The sequence below is a fragment of the Dickeya sp. CFBP 2040 genome (assembly GCF_012273755.1).
Classification (GTDB): Bacteria; Pseudomonadota; Gammaproteobacteria; order Enterobacterales; family Enterobacteriaceae; genus Dickeya; species Dickeya poaceiphila.
Map to the genome: position 1 here is coordinate 66,122 of NZ_JAAVXH010000074.1, position 14,936 is coordinate 81,057.

The 14,936-nt window shown below is 52.1% G+C and carries 13 protein-coding genes; 4 read left to right on the top strand and 9 right to left on the bottom strand.

Annotated features, from left to right (window positions below; translation table 11 throughout):
* The first annotated feature begins 1,593 nt into the window (after positions 1-1,593).
* The 3 genes from aegA to Dpoa2040_RS09685 all read left to right on the top strand — a co-directional run bounded on the left by aegA (position 1,594) and on the right by Dpoa2040_RS09685 (position 5,163).
* Complete coding sequence (gene aegA, locus Dpoa2040_RS09675) at positions 1,594-3,585, top strand: formate-dependent uric acid utilization protein AegA (RefSeq protein ID WP_168641109.1); 1,992 nt, start codon at positions 1,594-1,596, stop codon at positions 3,583-3,585.
* Positions 3,586-3,599: 14 nt separating this feature from the next.
* Positions 3,600-4,133 carry a 4Fe-4S dicluster domain-containing protein gene (locus Dpoa2040_RS09680; RefSeq protein WP_168641110.1) on the top strand — a complete coding sequence of 178 codons (534 nt, stop codon included), beginning with the start codon at positions 3,600-3,602 and terminating at the stop codon, positions 4,131-4,133.
* A gap of 289 nt (positions 4,134-4,422) precedes the next feature.
* Positions 4,423-5,163, top strand: a complete 741-nt coding sequence (locus Dpoa2040_RS09685) for a 4'-phosphopantetheinyl transferase superfamily protein (protein ID WP_146411688.1) — start codon at positions 4,423-4,425, stop codon at positions 5,161-5,163.
* A gap of 68 nt (positions 5,164-5,231) precedes the next feature.
* Here the strand turns inward: Dpoa2040_RS09685 and Dpoa2040_RS09690 are convergent, their stop codons facing one another.
* Positions 5,232-6,569, bottom strand: a complete 1,338-nt coding sequence (locus Dpoa2040_RS09690) for an NCS2 family permease (protein WP_168641111.1) — start codon at positions 6,567-6,569, stop codon at positions 5,232-5,234.
* Positions 6,570-6,841: 272 nt separating this feature from the next.
* On the opposite strand from Dpoa2040_RS09690, the gene yieH reads away from it, so the two are divergent.
* Entirely contained in the window at positions 6,842-7,513 is a 672-nt protein-coding gene (gene yieH / locus Dpoa2040_RS09695) for a 6-phosphogluconate phosphatase (protein WP_168641112.1), read from the top strand.
* A gap of 4 nt (positions 7,514-7,517) precedes the next feature.
* Here the strand turns inward: yieH and Dpoa2040_RS09700 are convergent, their stop codons facing one another.
* From Dpoa2040_RS09700 to pstS, 8 genes are all read right to left on the bottom strand, one after another.
* Complete coding sequence (locus Dpoa2040_RS09700) at positions 7,518-8,276, bottom strand: amino acid ABC transporter permease (protein ID WP_042873648.1); 759 nt, start codon at positions 8,274-8,276, stop codon at positions 7,518-7,520.
* 1 nt (position 8,277) lies between these two features.
* Positions 8,278-9,024 carry an amino acid ABC transporter permease gene (locus Dpoa2040_RS09705; protein ID WP_050569522.1) on the bottom strand — a complete coding sequence of 249 codons (747 nt, stop codon included), beginning with the start codon at positions 9,022-9,024 and terminating at the stop codon, positions 8,278-8,280.
* A gap of 101 nt (positions 9,025-9,125) precedes the next feature.
* The gene (locus Dpoa2040_RS09710; RefSeq protein ID WP_168641113.1) at positions 9,126-9,962 is read right to left on the bottom strand and encodes an ABC transporter substrate-binding protein; all 837 of its coding nucleotides are present in this window, start codon (positions 9,960-9,962) and stop codon (positions 9,126-9,128) included.
* 237 nt (positions 9,963-10,199) lie between these two features.
* On the bottom strand, positions 10,200-10,931 hold the full coding sequence (phoU, locus tag Dpoa2040_RS09715) for a phosphate signaling complex protein PhoU (protein WP_042873645.1): 732 nt from the start codon (positions 10,929-10,931) through the stop codon (positions 10,200-10,202).
* 13 nt (positions 10,932-10,944) lie between these two features.
* Positions 10,945-11,721 (bottom strand): phosphate ABC transporter ATP-binding protein PstB, encoded by a 777-nt coding sequence (pstB, locus tag Dpoa2040_RS09720; protein ID WP_042873643.1) that lies wholly within the window; start codon positions 11,719-11,721, stop codon positions 10,945-10,947.
* A 67-nt stretch (positions 11,722-11,788) separates the two neighbouring features.
* Positions 11,789-12,676 (bottom strand): phosphate ABC transporter permease PstA, encoded by an 888-nt coding sequence (pstA, locus tag Dpoa2040_RS09725; RefSeq protein WP_042873642.1) that lies wholly within the window; start codon positions 12,674-12,676, stop codon positions 11,789-11,791.
* Complete coding sequence (gene pstC / locus Dpoa2040_RS09730) at positions 12,676-13,656, bottom strand: phosphate ABC transporter permease PstC (protein ID WP_168641114.1); 981 nt, start codon at positions 13,654-13,656, stop codon at positions 12,676-12,678. The genes pstA and pstC overlap by 1 nt, the downstream gene beginning before the upstream one ends.
* 132 nt (positions 13,657-13,788) lie before the next feature.
* Positions 13,789-14,829, bottom strand: coding sequence for a phosphate ABC transporter substrate-binding protein PstS (gene pstS / locus Dpoa2040_RS09735; protein WP_168641115.1), 1,041 nt, complete (start codon positions 14,827-14,829; stop codon positions 13,789-13,791).
* Positions 14,830-14,936: the final 107 nt, after the last annotated feature.

Genomic DNA, 14,936 nt, shown 5'->3' on the forward strand with positions numbered 1-14,936 from the left:
GTCACTCACCTTGGCCTAAGGGGCTAACGCGTTGCGTTGTTCAACATGCGAACGTCGTATTCTGCCACGCGAATGATGTCGGGCCTTACGCTCAGGTAGCATCGCTGTCCCGCCATCGGAGTCGGATTTGAGAATAAATACGTCAGGGGAAACCACTCCTTTAGTCCTTGCGCATCTATAAGCATCATGTAGAAAAGCAATTATGACAAGCCGTCAATAATATCACCCCTCTGACCGTTAGCAGACGAGCATAACAAAGATTTTTTAATTAAGTATTAAAATGCTTCTTTTCAACCGATGTTCAATCCGCAAGGCTGATATTCAATCTGCAATAAAGAGTAGCAAGCTATGTTTAAACCCATCATCAATAAAAACGGAGTTGAGCTTTGATGCACACAAAACCTAAACGGTATATAAACGCATAAGAAGTAATATTTTTTTGTGATAAAAATCACAATGACATCAAAACAAAACAATAATTACTATTTGTTTCAATATGACTAATGATCATCAAAATAGAAATAACTTTTATAATCTAATTCAATAAACTATTTTACTTGTTATTTCTCACCTCGGCAGAGCACTTACTATTCGCTTCACCTACTACTCGCTTCACCCACTGCTCAATCCGGCTTACTTCAGGGGCGAACCAGGTTTCTTGTGTCAAAACTGGCTGTGCCAATGACGTCTATTTGAATGGTTCTTAATTCATGAGAATGACTTACTCCTGTCAACAAACACGTTGATAGATTCCGAAGCGTTCGAGTGGCGGAGCAAAACATTTGCATATTAAACAACGCAACGCGTTGGTCGCTTCAAGCAGTGTTCAATTCTGCTCCCGGCAGCCTTGTCGTTCACCCAAATTACTCACCTGAGTAAGCTCATCAGGGTGAAATGAGAGACATCCTGTCTTTCACCGGAGGAGACGTTGGCTGGTCAAATTCGTTCCCAACGAATTTGTCACACTCTTGCTGCGTTACAAGGCTTATATGATCTTTGTCCTGAAGGCCAGCTCGTTGGGTTGTTCAAAACGCAAAGTGTTTTATCCTGCAACTCAAATTATTTAGGGTATATATTCTTTAATTATGATTAACAAATCATAGTCAGGTTTTCTGATATGACAACCGAACGTAATGTCTTGAACTATAAATACAGGATAAACGTTATCGGTATCATGTTGATTGATATTTTTATTGAAAAGCCAATGTTTTCCCTTTCAGGTTGCAATTTTATTTTTTGATAACTGCATGAAAAGTTTTGGTTATTTTTAACTCGCTTTATCTGTTCTATATCAAGATTCACATCGGCTTGAGTCGCTAGGATAAACCTCAGTAACTGAGGGGATTGTTATTTTTTTCCTGATGAGACAGGTAGCAGCCCCCTTCCAAAATCACTTTCTGAGTGACCCGCTCAGGCTGCTTTCGTCACTTTTCGCCCGCCCGGCAAGTCATTTCGGCGCAACGCAGCCTGCCATCACAACAGACACTCCTCATTAATTAAGTGAGTACACACCTACTTTGTTCGATGAGGGGGCATCTGAAAATGACTGGCGGGTCATATATACACCCAATGTGGTACATGTCGGGAGAAGATATGAATCAGTTTGTTATCGCAAATGCAAAGGATTGTATTGGCTGTGATGCCTGCGAGATTGCCTGCGTGATTTCCCATAATCACGGGCGTTATCCGGAAAACAGGGACGATTTTCTCCCCCGGATAAGGGTGTTTCATCTGGGAGAACACAATATCGCAGTGACCTGCCGCCACTGTGAAGATTCTCCTTGCGCGAAAGTGTGTCCCACGCAGGCGCTGGTCAGAAAACAGGGCGGCATTCAACTGGTTGCTGAAAAGTGTATCGGCTGTAAAACCTGTGTGCTGGCGTGTCCGTTTGGCGCGATTACCGTCAAAAAGCAGGCTAAAGGTGCCGCCGCCCACAAATGCGATCTTTGCAGTGGTCGTCCGGAAGGGCCGGCTTGCGTGGAGGCGTGTCCAACTCAGGCGCTTCAACTTGTAAGTGAACACTCACTAGAAAAGCAGCGTCAGGAGAAACAACAGCGTATGGCACAAACCGCCATAACGGATACGTCAACGTCGCGCGCGGTCCCTACGTTTGCCGAAATAGCGTGTCACCCGCTGGATAAGCATAAAAACTGGCCGCGCCGGGATGCGGTGAAAAAATCGCTGGAAGAACGCGTGACCACTTTTGGCGAGATCTATCACGGCTTCAGCGCTGAACACACCCACGATCAGGCCAGCCGTTGCCTGCATTGCAGCCAGCACGCCGTCTGTGAATGGACCTGCCCGTTGCATAATAACATTCCCGCCTTGCTGCAACTGGTGCAGCAAGGACGCATTCTCGATGCTGTCGAACTGTCGCACCGTACCAGCAGCTTGCCGGAAGTCTGTGGCCGGGTCTGCCCGCAGGATAGGTTATGCGAAGGTGCCTGCACGCTAGGCAAAGGTTACGGCGCTGTGACTGTGGGCAACATTGAGCGCTATATCACCGATACCGCGATGAGCATGGGCTGGCAGCCGGATCTCAGCCAGGTTAAGCCCACCGGCAAGCGGGCTGCCATCATCGGTGCCGGCCCCGCTGGACTGGCTTGTGCCGATGTGCTGGCACGCCACGGCGTACAAGCGGTGGTATTTGACCGGCACCCTGAAATTGGCGGGTTGCTGACCTTCGGTATTCCGGCCTTCAAGCTGGACAAGTCAGTGCTGAGTCGGCGTCGGGAAATCTTCAGCGCTATGGGGATCGAGTTCCGTCTTAATACCGAAGTGGGAACGGATATTAGTATGGCGCAGTTGCTGGCAGAATTTGACACTCTGTTTGTTGGCGTAGGGACGTATGGTTCCATGAAAGCCGGTCTGGAAAACGAAGACACTCCCGGTGTATACGACGCGCTGCCGTTCCTGATAGCCAACACCAAGCGGGTAATGGGGCTGCCTGAATTGCCCAATGAGCCTTATGTGTCGATGCAGGGTAAGCGTGTGCTGGTGCTGGGCGGCGGTGACACCGCGATGGATTGCCTGCGCACCTCGATTCGTCAGGGGGCGGTGTCGGTCACCTGCGCCTATCGCCGTGATGAAGCCAATATGCCGGGTTCACGTAAAGAAGTAAAAAATGCCCGCGAAGAAGGCGTGGAGTTTCTGTTCAATGTTCAACCGCTCAAGATTTGCCTGAATGATGACGGAGAGGTCTGCGGAGTCAGCCTGATTCGTACCGAAATGGGCGAACCGGACGCCAGCGGTCGCCGTCGGCCAAAACCGGTGGCTGGTTCTGAATTCGTGCAGCCTGCTGAGGCGGTGATCACGGCGTTCGGTTTCCAGACACACAACATGCCATGGTTGCAGGACGCCCATATCGAGCTGGATCGCTGGGGCTGCATTATGACGACTAAACCTGGCGACAAGCACCCCTGCCAGACTAGCCATCCGCAGGTATTCGCGGGTGGGGATGTGGTGCGCGGCGCTGATCTGGTAGTTACCGCCATTGCTGATGGTCGTAAAGCGGCACAAGGTATGCTGCGGGTGATGGGGCTGGAGTGTCAGGATATGTCGCTGCCGGTCAGCGCCGTTGTTTAGCTGGAGAATTGGTCATGAATCAGTTTGTTATTGCAGACGCCGCCAAATGCATTGGTTGTCGCACCTGCGAGATCGCCTGTGCTGTTGCTCATGTGGGCGGCAACCAACAAAAACTGCATAAATCGCATTTTTTTCCGCGCCTAAAAGTAATTAAAAATGCTAACGTGAGTACACCCGTGCTGTGCCATCAGTGCGAAAATGCACCCTGCGCCAGGGCCTGTCCACATGATGCGCTGGTGCAACATCAAGACAGTATTCAGGTGATTGCGTCACGGTGTATTGGCTGTAAAAGTTGCGTAATCGCTTGTCCGTTCGGTGCCATCAATGTGGTGACGCACGCATTCGGTGATGAGACATCTGCCCCATCGCTATCAGGCAGTGAAGTCCATAAATGCGACCTTTGCATCGGCGTTGCGGATAGTCCATCTTGTGTACGCGTGTGTCCGACATCGGCGTTAACACTGGTTACGCCGCAGGCACTGACCGAGCAGGTTCAGGAAAAGCAGCAACGTTCCGCATGGCATCAGGCGGATATCTGTTTACGCTAATGCCTTTTTGCCCGTGATGCCGGGATGCGTTCGCGGGCAAGCTATACACCATCGCTACTAATATGATGTGATATCAGCTAGATTTTGTTTCAAATAAAATTAAATCAATTTTAATAAAAAGTGCTTTTTGACGTATTCTGCTCGAACAGTGATAATTATCGACGATTCATCCGCCAGTTTCTCTTTGGTGCGGATATTTATCTGACCATTTGCGTCGGAAATAAACTTCACAGAACAGCTATTCTGCTAAAAATTATCAAGTTTTTTTCGTTGGTATCATGGAGTGAATATGACCTGTCATTTCGTCAGGTGGGCAAGCACGGAAGCGTTACCCGATCTGCAGCGGTTATCGGATGACCTGATTACATCTACACACAGTTTTTCTGTAAAGCGCCGTGAGCGTTATCTGAAGAGCCGTGCGCTGCTGGCAGAAATGATGTTTTATTTTTTCGGTTATCCGGTACTTCCGCCACTCATGGTTTCGCCAAACGGCAGGCCCTGCTTTGTTGATCCGCATCTGCCCGATTTCAGCCTTGGCTACGCAGGAAATACCATCGCAATCCTGCTTAGTGAAGAGGGCAAAGTGGGGATGGATGTGGAAATTATCCGTGTCTGGAATCGTGAAATGCCGGCGCATTTACAAACGCAGACCCATGCGGAAAAAGCCTGGATAGACGCCCAGCTCGACCCGCTGGAAGCGGCTACCCAGTTGTGTACCATTCGTCAGTCGGTACTGAAAATTCCGGGTTTTAATGTTGGCGGCCCGGAATCCCTAAAACTGCATCCGGCTTCAGGCCGTTTGCGGTCACGGCATATTCCGGATGTGGCGGTAATCAGCGATATTGATGATTACCTGGCCTGGGCGTGCGCCCATACCCCTCGCCTCGACCGACTGGTGATGTGGAATTACACCTCGGCCTACGGTATGCGAAAATCTGGCGAAATCGTCCAACAGCAGCGTCAATCGAGGCGCTATATCAAACTCAGCAGCCACCCGACGGAACAGGCTTCTTCGCAATATGCGATGTAGCGATAGAAAAGCGGAAAGAAAACAGGAAGCCAGTGATAACGAGCCGGGTAGCCCCGGCTCGTTGGTGATTAGTGAGCGTCCACAAACACGATTTTTAACAGGAACAGCACTGCCACCACGATTACGCACGGGCTGATGTCGCGCCAGCGACCCGTCGCTGCTTTCATTACCGCGTAGGAAATGAAGCCCAGTGCGATACCTTCGGTAATCGAGAAGGTGAACGGCATCATCACGGCAGTGACGAACGCCGGCACGGATTCAGTCAGGTCATCCCAGTTAACGCGCGCCAGGCTGGCCGTCATCAGCACACCAACATAAATCAACGCACCCGCGGCTGCATAGGCCGGCACCATCCCTGCCAGCGGCGACAGAAACATCACCAGCAGGAACAGAAGCCCTACGACTACTGCCGTCAGGCCGGTACGACCACCGATGGAAACACCAGAGGAACTTTCGATGTAGGCCGTCACGCATGAAGTACCGATGAATGAACCCGCCACCGAGCTGATGCTATCCACATACAGTGCCTGTTTCATCTGTGGAAATTTACCCTGAGCATCGACCAGACCGGCTTTGTCGGTCACACCAATCAGGGTGCCGGAAGAGTCAAACAGGTTTACCAGCATGAAGGAGAATATTACCCCGGACAGGCCCAGATTCAGCGACCCGGCCAGATCCACCTGACCTACGACATTACTGACGCTCGGCGGCATAGCGAATACGCCAGAGAATTTCACATCTCCCAGCAACGTACCCAGCAAGGTGGTTACCGCGATGGAGATCAGTACCGCCGCATGAATGTTACGCGATGCCAGCACCACGATGATGAAAAAGCCCAGCGCGCCCAGCAGTACACTATGCGAGGTCAGCTTGCCGACTGATACCAGCGTTTCTGGATTCGGTACGATAATACCGGCATTTTTCAGGCCGATCATGGCAATAAACAGACCAATACCGCTGGCAATGCCTAAGCGTAAACTGAGCGGGATATTGGCGATCATCCAGTAACGAACCTGGAATACCGTCAACAGCAGGAATCCTACCGAACCCCAGAAAATAGCGCCCATTGCTACCTGCCACGGCAGGCCCATGGTACCCACCACCACAAAAGCGAAAAAGGCGTTCAGGCCCATCGCAGGTGCCAGCGCCACCGGCAGGTTAGCCAGCAGACCCATGAAAATACTACCAAAAGCGGCAATCAGACAGGTGGTGACAAACACCGCTTTGGTGTCCATTCCGGCTGCGCCCAGAATTTGCGGGTTAACGAAAACGATATACACCATCGTCAGGAAGGTGGTGAACCCGGCAATGGTTTCGGTACGAGCGGTGGTGCCGTGCTGCTTCAGTTTAAACACACGATCCAGCAGCCCCTGCTCAGCAGCGGAACCAGACTGAGATTTATCCATGATAAATGACCCAAAGAAGAAGAAAGGAAAAATAATCGCCCGGTATCCTATACCAAAATGCGCAGTAGTTAACGCGTCAGCGCGCTTTTTTTTCCAGCGATAACAATTTTCTATATCTCCTGCCTGTTCGCTGCGTTTTCGTCTCACTTCCTGATGGGAAAACGTTTGTTTACTACAGAGAGCGTGAGCAGTCGGCCCCTCGTTTCTGCAAATATCGCTTTCTGCTGTCAGTCAGGTAAAGTGGGATTTCGTCCCCTGACAAGAGAACGTCTATGTCCCGGATTGAATGCATATTTTTCGACTGTGACGGCACGCTGGTTGATAGCGAAGTCATCTGCTGCCAGGCTTACGTCAATATTTTTGTGCCTTACGGTGTGCAGTTGCCGCTCAATGAGGTGATCAAAAGCTTTAAAGGCATGAAGCTTTACGACATTATCGAGCGCATCAGCGAGCGTTTTGGCCTGACGGTGTCTATGGAGCAGATGGAGCGCCATTTTCGTCAGGAGGTTGCGCGGCTTTTCGAGCTGTCGCTACAGCCGATTCCTGGCGTAAAAGAGGTGTTGGTTGCGTTGCAGGTGCCTAAAGCTGTGGTGTCTAACGGTCCGGTCAGCAAAATGCAGCATTCATTGGGGTTGACCGGTTTGCTGCCATTTTTTGGCGAGCATCTGTACAGTGGCTACGATATCGGTAAATGGAAGCCGGACCCGGCGTTATTGCATCACGCCGCACAACAGATGGGGGTAACGGTGGAAAACTGCATTCTGGTGGAGGATTCCGTCTCCGGCACACAGGCTGGCATCGCCGCCGGTATACCGGTGTTCTACTACTGTGCCGACGAACATAATGCCCCAATCCACCACCCATTGGTGACGATGTTCCGTGACATGGCGCAGCTACCGGCGTTGTGGCAGGCCCGCGGTTGGCCGTTGACGACCGCCGCCTAATCAATCAGGCGACTTCTCGCAACGGGGATTCTGGTACGCATGTCGCCCGTCGTCGCCCCAATAGCCAACGACGGGTGGGTTGCGGCCCAGCGTGAAAACGCCGACTGACACCCTGCGCCAGCAAATCCAGCGACAGACAAAAAATAAAATAGATCAACGCGATGAACAGAAACACTTCTGTCGGATAGACCATGCTGCGGTTATTAACCTGCGTTGCCAGAAACGTCAGCTCGCCCACACCGACAATGTAAGCCAGCGATGTGTCTTTAATCAGGGAAATCCACTGATTGATGAACGATGGCACCATCATGCGCAGTGCCTGCGGCAGTACGATGTACCACAGTGTTTGCCAGCGCCCTAATCCGAGTGACATCCCCGCCTGCCACTGACCCAGACCTATCGCCATGATGCCCGCTTTTACGCCATGCGCCAGATAAGCCGACGCGATCAGCGCCAGCGCGCACACCACCGTCGTGATTTCGGGAATATCGACGCCAAACACCATAGGCAGAAGAAAGTAAGTCCAGAAAATCAGCATGATCACCGGAATTGCCCGGAAAAAGCCCAGCACCACGGTCAGTAATCCGCCAGCCCAGCCGCGCAACATCGCCAGCGCGACCCCCAGCAATGTTCCCAATATTGCCGAGATAAGCCCGGCCATCAGGCTGAGCGCCAACGTCAACGCTGCGCCCCCCAACGGGCCATCAGGATAGGTGCCCCACATCAGGTAGCTAAAATTGTCGAGAATAATTGAAAAATCCATCTCAATGCCCCCTGACTGGCTGCCGATGCTGGCGCCACTGCCCCCACGCTTCCAGCAGGGCAATCACCGCGATGTAAAGCACCGTTGCAACGCCAAACGCCTGAAAGGTGCGCAGCGTTTCCGTTTCCACCTGCCGGGAGGCGTAAGACAGCTCCGCCACGCCGATGGCCATCGCCAGCGATGAGTTTTTGACAACATTCATATACTGACCCAGTAACGGCGGCAGCGCGATACGCAACGCCTGCGGCAGTACCACATAGCGCATCGCCTGCCAGCCGGTTAGTCCCAACGCAAAGGCAGCATACTTCTGGCCACGCGCCACACCAGCGATACCCGCACGAACCTCTTCAGCGATAAACGCAGCGGAATACAGCGTCAGGCCAAATAATCCGGTCAGGAACTCAAACGACGGCACACTCAGCCCGATAAACGGTATGTCATGCGAGCGATTAAGCCACTGCATCACCCCATCTGGCAGCAATTGTGCCGCGCCGAAATACCAGAAAAACAATTGCACCAGCAGCGGGGTATTACGAAACAACACGCAATACGCGATCACCGGCCAGCGTAACCACCGCGTACGGCTGTCTCGACCAGCGGCCAGTATGAGTCCTGTCAGTGTTGCCAGCACCACGGTAGCAGTAGCAATACCCAGAGTGACCTGAAACCCCTGCCACAGCCATTGCAGATACTGAGGTGCCAGCAGCCAGTCGGTCAGCCATTGTTGGAAAGATTGAGCAGTCATCATCAGCAAGAAAGCCGCCTCCGGGATACGGCCAGAGGCGAATCATCATCAGGTAAGAAATCAGGGATATCATCATCGGACAGCGAATACTGTCGCCACGGGTTTTAAGCCTTGGGCTGTTGTTCCAGCGGCGCAATCCTGAAGTCACCACGCGGCTGGGCGGACGGCGTTTGCGGCCCGAACCAACGGTTATAAATCTTCACGGCATCCCCCTGTTTTTCCAGATTCAGCAGGATATCGTTTACTTTCTGCGTCAGGCGATCTTCCCCTTTCGGAAGGCCGATACCTTGATACTCTTTGGTGATGCTAAACGGAGAAATTTCAAAATCGGCTTTCTGCTCCGCCGCCAGGTTGCCCAACAGCCCGACCAGTTTGGCATCATCCTGCGTGATAGCCTGCACGTTGCCGTTACGCAACGCGGCGAACGCCAGCGGGGTATCGTCGTAGGAAATCACTTTCGCAGTCGGGTAATGTTCACGCAGGGTGATTTCCTGAACGGTGCCTTTATCAGCGCCAATGCGCAGGTTTTTAAGATCATCCGGCGTTTTCAACACGCCTTTGTGGGCGATGAATTTTTGCCCGGTAGCAAAATAGGGCACACTGAAATTGACTTGTTTAGCACGCTCATCGGTGATGGTGAAGTTGGCGGCGATCAGGTCTACTTTTTTCGACGTCAGCAATGGAATACGGTTAGCCGGGTTGGTAGCACGCAGCTCCACCTTGACGCCCAGCGCGTTGCCGATGGCTTGCGCGACATCGACATCGTAGCCCACCAGTTTTTTGCTTTGCGGATCGACATAACCAAACGGCGGATTGCTGTCGAATACCGCGACTTTCACTACGCCGGCTTTCTGGATGTCATCCAGCTTGTCAGCCTGCGCGTTACCCGCCAGAGAAACCAATCCTGCCAGAAGAGAAAATGCCAAAAGAGATTTTTTCATCTTTTTATTCGCCTGTAGCTGCTGTTCATAAAGAATGATGAGTGAGTAACCACTTGTTAATTCAATGAATGCAGGCTAGCAGCAGCTACGGCGCGCCGGAAATAACATAAACACCCATAATATGAACTTATGTTATATCCAGTCAGTGGCCATTCCGGTGACAGCAACGGCGACACCGCGTTACCAATGACAACGCCCCGAAAACGGGGCGTTGAGGGGGGCGGCAACGGACCAACCTTATTCCGGTTTGGCGTCGTCTTTTTGCGCCAGCATTTTTTCCAGCGCGTCGCCGCCCAGATGACGGAAGTCCTGGCCTTTGACGAAGTAGAAAATGAACTCGCAGATGTTCTGGCAACGGTCGCCAATACGCTCGATGGAACGAGCGCAGAACAGTGCGGTCAGTACGCTGGGAATGGTGCGGGAGTCTTCCATCATGTGAGTCATTAACTGACGCACAATGCCTTCGTACTCTTTATCCACCTTCTTGTCTTCCATGTAGATACGTTTGGCTTCATCCAGGTCCATACGCGCAAACGCATCCAGCACATCATGCAGCATCTGTATGGTGTGATTACCCAGTGATTCCAGGCTCACCAGCAGCGGCTGATGCTGATGGGAGAATTTCTCCAGCGCGGTGCGGCAGATTTTGTCCGCCACATCACCAATACGCTCCAGCTCGGAAATGGTCTTGATGATCGCCATGACCAGACGCAGGTCACTGGCGGTAGGCTGGCGCTTGGCAATGATGCGCACGCACGCCTCGTCAATGCTCACTTCCATCATGTTGACTTTGGCGTCGCCTTCGATCACACGCTGCGCCAGTTCCGCGTCCTGATTATGCATGGCAGTGATGGCGTCAGTCAGTTGCTGTTCCACCAGCCCGCCCATGGTCATCACTTGGGTACGGATACTTTCCAGCTCGGCATTAAACTGACCGGAAATATGTTTGTTTAGATTAAGATTTTCCATGATACTCCCGTAATCAACCGTAACGACCGGTGATGTAATCTTCGGTCTGTTTCTGCCGTGGCGCGGTAAACAGGGTGTCGGTATCGCTGAACTCGATCAGCTCGCCGAGATACATAAACGCCGTATGGTCGGAACAACGCGCCGCCTGTTGCATGTTATGCGTCACGATCACCACGGTATAGTCTTTCTTTAGTTCAGAAATCAGCTCTTCAATGCGACCGGTGGAAATCGGGTCCAGCGCCGAACAAGGTTCATCCAGCAGCAACACATCCGGACGAATGGCGATGCCGCGTGCAATACACAGACGTTGCTGTTGGCCGCCGGACAAGCTGTAACCGCTTTGGTGCAGTTTATCTTTGGTTTCCTGCCATAATGCCGCCTTAGTCAGCGCCCACTGTACGCGCTCGTCCATTTCTGCACGCGACAGTTTCTCGAACAACTTCACCCCAAAGGCGATATTGTCGTAGATAGACATCGGGAACGGGGTTGGCTTCTGGAACACCATGCCCACTTTGGCGCGCAGCAGCGCGATATCCTGGTTATCGGTCAGGATGTTGTTGCCATCGAGCAGGATATCGCCTTCGGCGCGTTGCTCTGGATAAAGCTGATACATTTTATTCAGGGTACGCAGCAAGGTGGACTTGCCGCATCCGGACGGCCCGATAAATGCCGTTACCTGATTTTTGGCAATATCCAGCGTGATGTTTTTCAGCGCATGAAATTTTCCGTAATAGAAGTTCAGATTGCGCACCTGAATTTTGCTGGTGGATGTCTCTGTGACCATACTCATCAAGACTTCTCTCTTCTGGCGAACACCGTGTGCACGACGTTCGGATATTCATTTAATGTGGCGATGTTTAATGTTTATTTTTGGCAAACAGCACGCGAGCCAGAATGTTTAGCAACAGCACGCACAGCGTGATCAGCAGTACCCCAGCCCATGCCAGACCTTGCCATTCCTTGAACGGACTCATGGCGAACTTAAAAATGGTAACCGGCAGGTTGGCAATGGGATGCATCATGTCCGTGCTCCAGAACTGATTCGACAGCGAGGTAAACAGCAATGGCGCGGTTTCCCCAGCGATACGCGCCACCGCCAGCAGCACCCCGGTGATGATGCCGGATACTGAAGCCTTCAGGGTAATGGCTGAGATCATCTTCCATTTCGGCGTCCCCAGCGCATAAGCCGCTTCGCGCAGGCTATCCGGCACCAGTTTCAGCATGTTCTCGGTGGTGCGAATCACGATAGGCACCTGCAACAGCGCCAGCGCAATCACTCCCGCCCAGCCGGAAAAGTGCTCCATTTTCGCCACCACCAGCGTGTAGACGAACAACCCCACCACAATCGATGGCGCCGACAACAGAATGTCGTTAATAAAGCGGATCACTTCAGCGATCAGCGATTTACGGCCATATTCCGCCAGATAAACGCCCGCCAGAATCCCCAGCGGCGTGCCAAACAGCGTCGCCCACAGAATCAGCAAGCCGCTGCCGACAATCGCGTTAGCCAGACCCCCCCCCGCCGTATTGGGCGGCGGCGTCATTTCGGTAAACAGCGACATCGACATGCCGTCTAAACCTTTAGTCACGGTGGACATCAGAATCCACACCAGCCAGAACAGGCCAAACGCCATGGTCAGCATCGACAGAAATAACGCGATGCGGTTTTTCTGTCTGCGCCAGGCTTGCATCTTGCGGCGGGTTTCCTGCATGTCGGAACGGTTTTCAATGCTAATGCTTGCCATCAGCGTGCTCCTTCATTTTTTGCCAGACGCATGATCATCAGCTTGGAACAAGCCAGCACGATAAAGGTAATCACAAACAGGATCAGGCCCAGCTCCATCAATGCCGCGGTATGCAGTCCGGAGTCAGCTTCGGCAAATTCGTTGGCCAGCGCAGAGGTGATGCTGTTGCCCGGCATATAGAGTGAGAAACTGTCGAGTTGATAGGTGTTGCCGATGATGAAGGTGACTGCCATGGTTTCGCCCAACGCCCGGCCCAAGCCCAGCATAATCCCGCCGATGACGCCATTTTTAGTAAACGGCAGCACGATATGCCAGATAACTTCCCAGGTGGTACAACCGATGCCGTAAGCCGATTCTTTCATCATGACCGGCGTCTGCTCGAAGACATCACGCATTACCGCCGCAATGTAGGGGATTATCATGATAGCCAGAATAACCCCGGCTGCCAGAATGCCGATGCCGAACGCCGGCCCGGAAAATAGCGTGCCGATCAGCGGAATACTGGAAAGCACATTGCCTACCGGCTGCTGGAAATAGGTGGCAAACAGCGGAGCGAATACGAACAACCCCCACATGCCGTAGACGATACTGGGGATGGCGGCCAGCAGTTCAATCGCTACGCCAAGCGGACGTTTCAGCCAGCCTGGTGCCAGTTCCGTCAGGAACAATGCGATACCAAAGCTGATGGGGATGGCAATAATCAGTGCGATCAGCGAGGTGACGAGGGTGCCGTAAATCGGTACCAGTGCCCCGAATTGCTTTGCGGGCACATCCCATTCTTTGGTCCACAGAAAGGAAAAACCAAACGTCTTAATGCTTGGCCAGGAAGCAAAAATCAGGGAAACGATAATTCCGCCCAGCAGCAGTAACGTCAACAGGGCCGCTAGTCTGACCAGCGCCCCGAAGAGAATGTCACCCTGTTTTCCTGGTGGTGTAATATTTCTTTCCACAAGTGTATTAGTTGGCTTGTGTTCAGCCATACGTCTCTCTTCTTTCAGATAACTGCGTCTTTTCGATAATGAGGACGGCTCTAATCAGTATCAGAGGTGGATACCCCGTTTCCGGTTTATCCACCTCCAGTAACTCATTCAGCCTTTCCTGACTAACCGCAATCAGTACAGTGCCTTATCGCTGCTGTCTTTAACCTGGGTTTTCCAGGCAGCGCGAATCTGGGCAACCACTTCATTCGGCAGCGTTGCGTAATCCAGCGCTTTAGCCTGTGCACCGCCCTTGTTGTAAGCCCAGTCAAAGAATTTCAACACTTCTTTGCCCTGCTCCGGTTTATCCTGCTTTTTGTACATCAGGATGAAGGTGGTGGTGGTAATCGGCCACGCGTCGTCGCCTTTCTGGTTGGTCAGGTCCTGAGCAAACGATTTGCTCCAGTCAGCACCCTTGGCGGCGTTGCTGAAAGAGACTTCTGTCGGGGTAACCGCTTTGCCATCAGCGGAAATCAGTTTGGTGTAGGTCAGGTTGTTCTGCTTAGCGTAAGCATATTCAACGTAACCGATAGAGCCTGGCAGACGTTGTACGAAAGCCGCGATGCCGTCGTTGCCTTTACCACCCAGACCGGTCGGCCAGTTTACGGTGTTGCCTGCGCCAATCTTCTCTTTCCACTCGCTGTTTACTTTCGCCAGATAGCTGGTGAATACGTAAGACGTACCAGAACCATCGGCACGACGTACGACAGCGATGTCCTGATCCGGCAATTTCACGCCTGGGTTCAGTTTGGCGATGGCAGCATCATTCCATTTTTTGATTTTACCCAGATAGATGTCACCCAGGGTTTTACCGTCCAGCGTCAACTCACCGGATTTCACGCCCGGCAGATTCACCGCCAGTACCACACCGCCGATAACGGTCGGGAACTGAATCAACCCTTCCTGAGCCAGTTTGGCATCTTCCAGCGGGGCATCCGACGCACCGAAATCAACGGTTTTAGCCAGGATTTGTTTCACGCCACCGGAAGAACCGATACCCTGATAGTTGACCTTGTTACCGGTTTCTTTTTCGTAAGAGTCAGCCCACTTTGTATAAACAGGAGCGGGGAAAGTGCCACCAGCACCGGTAATATTTGCTGCGGCAAAAGCAGAAACCGCCGTCAGAGAAAAACTTGCTGCAACAATACTGGCAATAGTGGTACGCATGAGTTTCATAATCCCTCCTGTGGGATACTTAAACGTGTAGACCCGGAGCTATTGTTTAATCAGAGTGTATGTTTAAATCAGAGTGTAGTTTGCTGGTGGAAAAAATAGGTCAATTT

What these genes read in the sequence shown, in the direction of transcription:
- aegA (WP_168641109.1), top strand. Translation starts at nt 1,594, where the DNA reads ATGAATCAGTTTGTTATCGCAAATGCAAAGGATTGTATTGGCTGTGAT.
- Dpoa2040_RS09680 (WP_168641110.1), top strand. Translation starts at nt 3,600, where the DNA reads ATGAATCAGTTTGTTATTGCAGACGCCGCCAAATGCATTGGTTGTCGC.
- Dpoa2040_RS09685 (WP_146411688.1), top strand. Translation starts at nt 4,423, where the DNA reads ATGACCTGTCATTTCGTCAGGTGGGCAAGCACGGAAGCGTTACCCGAT.
- Dpoa2040_RS09690 (WP_168641111.1), bottom strand. Translation starts at nt 6,569, where the DNA reads ATGGATAAATCTCAGTCTGGTTCCGCTGCTGAGCAGGGGCTGCTGGAT.
- yieH (WP_168641112.1), top strand. Translation starts at nt 6,842, where the DNA reads ATGTCCCGGATTGAATGCATATTTTTCGACTGTGACGGCACGCTGGTT.
- Dpoa2040_RS09700 (WP_042873648.1), bottom strand. Translation starts at nt 8,276, where the DNA reads ATGGATTTTTCAATTATTCTCGACAATTTTAGCTACCTGATGTGGGGC.
- Dpoa2040_RS09705 (WP_050569522.1), bottom strand. Translation starts at nt 9,024, where the DNA reads ATGATGACTGCTCAATCTTTCCAACAATGGCTGACCGACTGGCTGCTG.
- Dpoa2040_RS09710 (WP_168641113.1), bottom strand. Translation starts at nt 9,962, where the DNA reads ATGAAAAAATCTCTTTTGGCATTTTCTCTTCTGGCAGGATTGGTTTCT.
- phoU (WP_042873645.1), bottom strand. Translation starts at nt 10,931, where the DNA reads ATGGAAAATCTTAATCTAAACAAACATATTTCCGGTCAGTTTAATGCC.
- pstB (WP_042873643.1), bottom strand. Translation starts at nt 11,721, where the DNA reads ATGAGTATGGTCACAGAGACATCCACCAGCAAAATTCAGGTGCGCAAT.
- pstA (WP_042873642.1), bottom strand. Translation starts at nt 12,676, where the DNA reads ATGGCAAGCATTAGCATTGAAAACCGTTCCGACATGCAGGAAACCCGC.
- pstC (WP_168641114.1), bottom strand. Translation starts at nt 13,656, where the DNA reads ATGGCTGAACACAAGCCAACTAATACACTTGTGGAAAGAAATATTACA.
- pstS (WP_168641115.1), bottom strand. Translation starts at nt 14,829, where the DNA reads ATGAAACTCATGCGTACCACTATTGCCAGTATTGTTGCAGCAAGTTTT.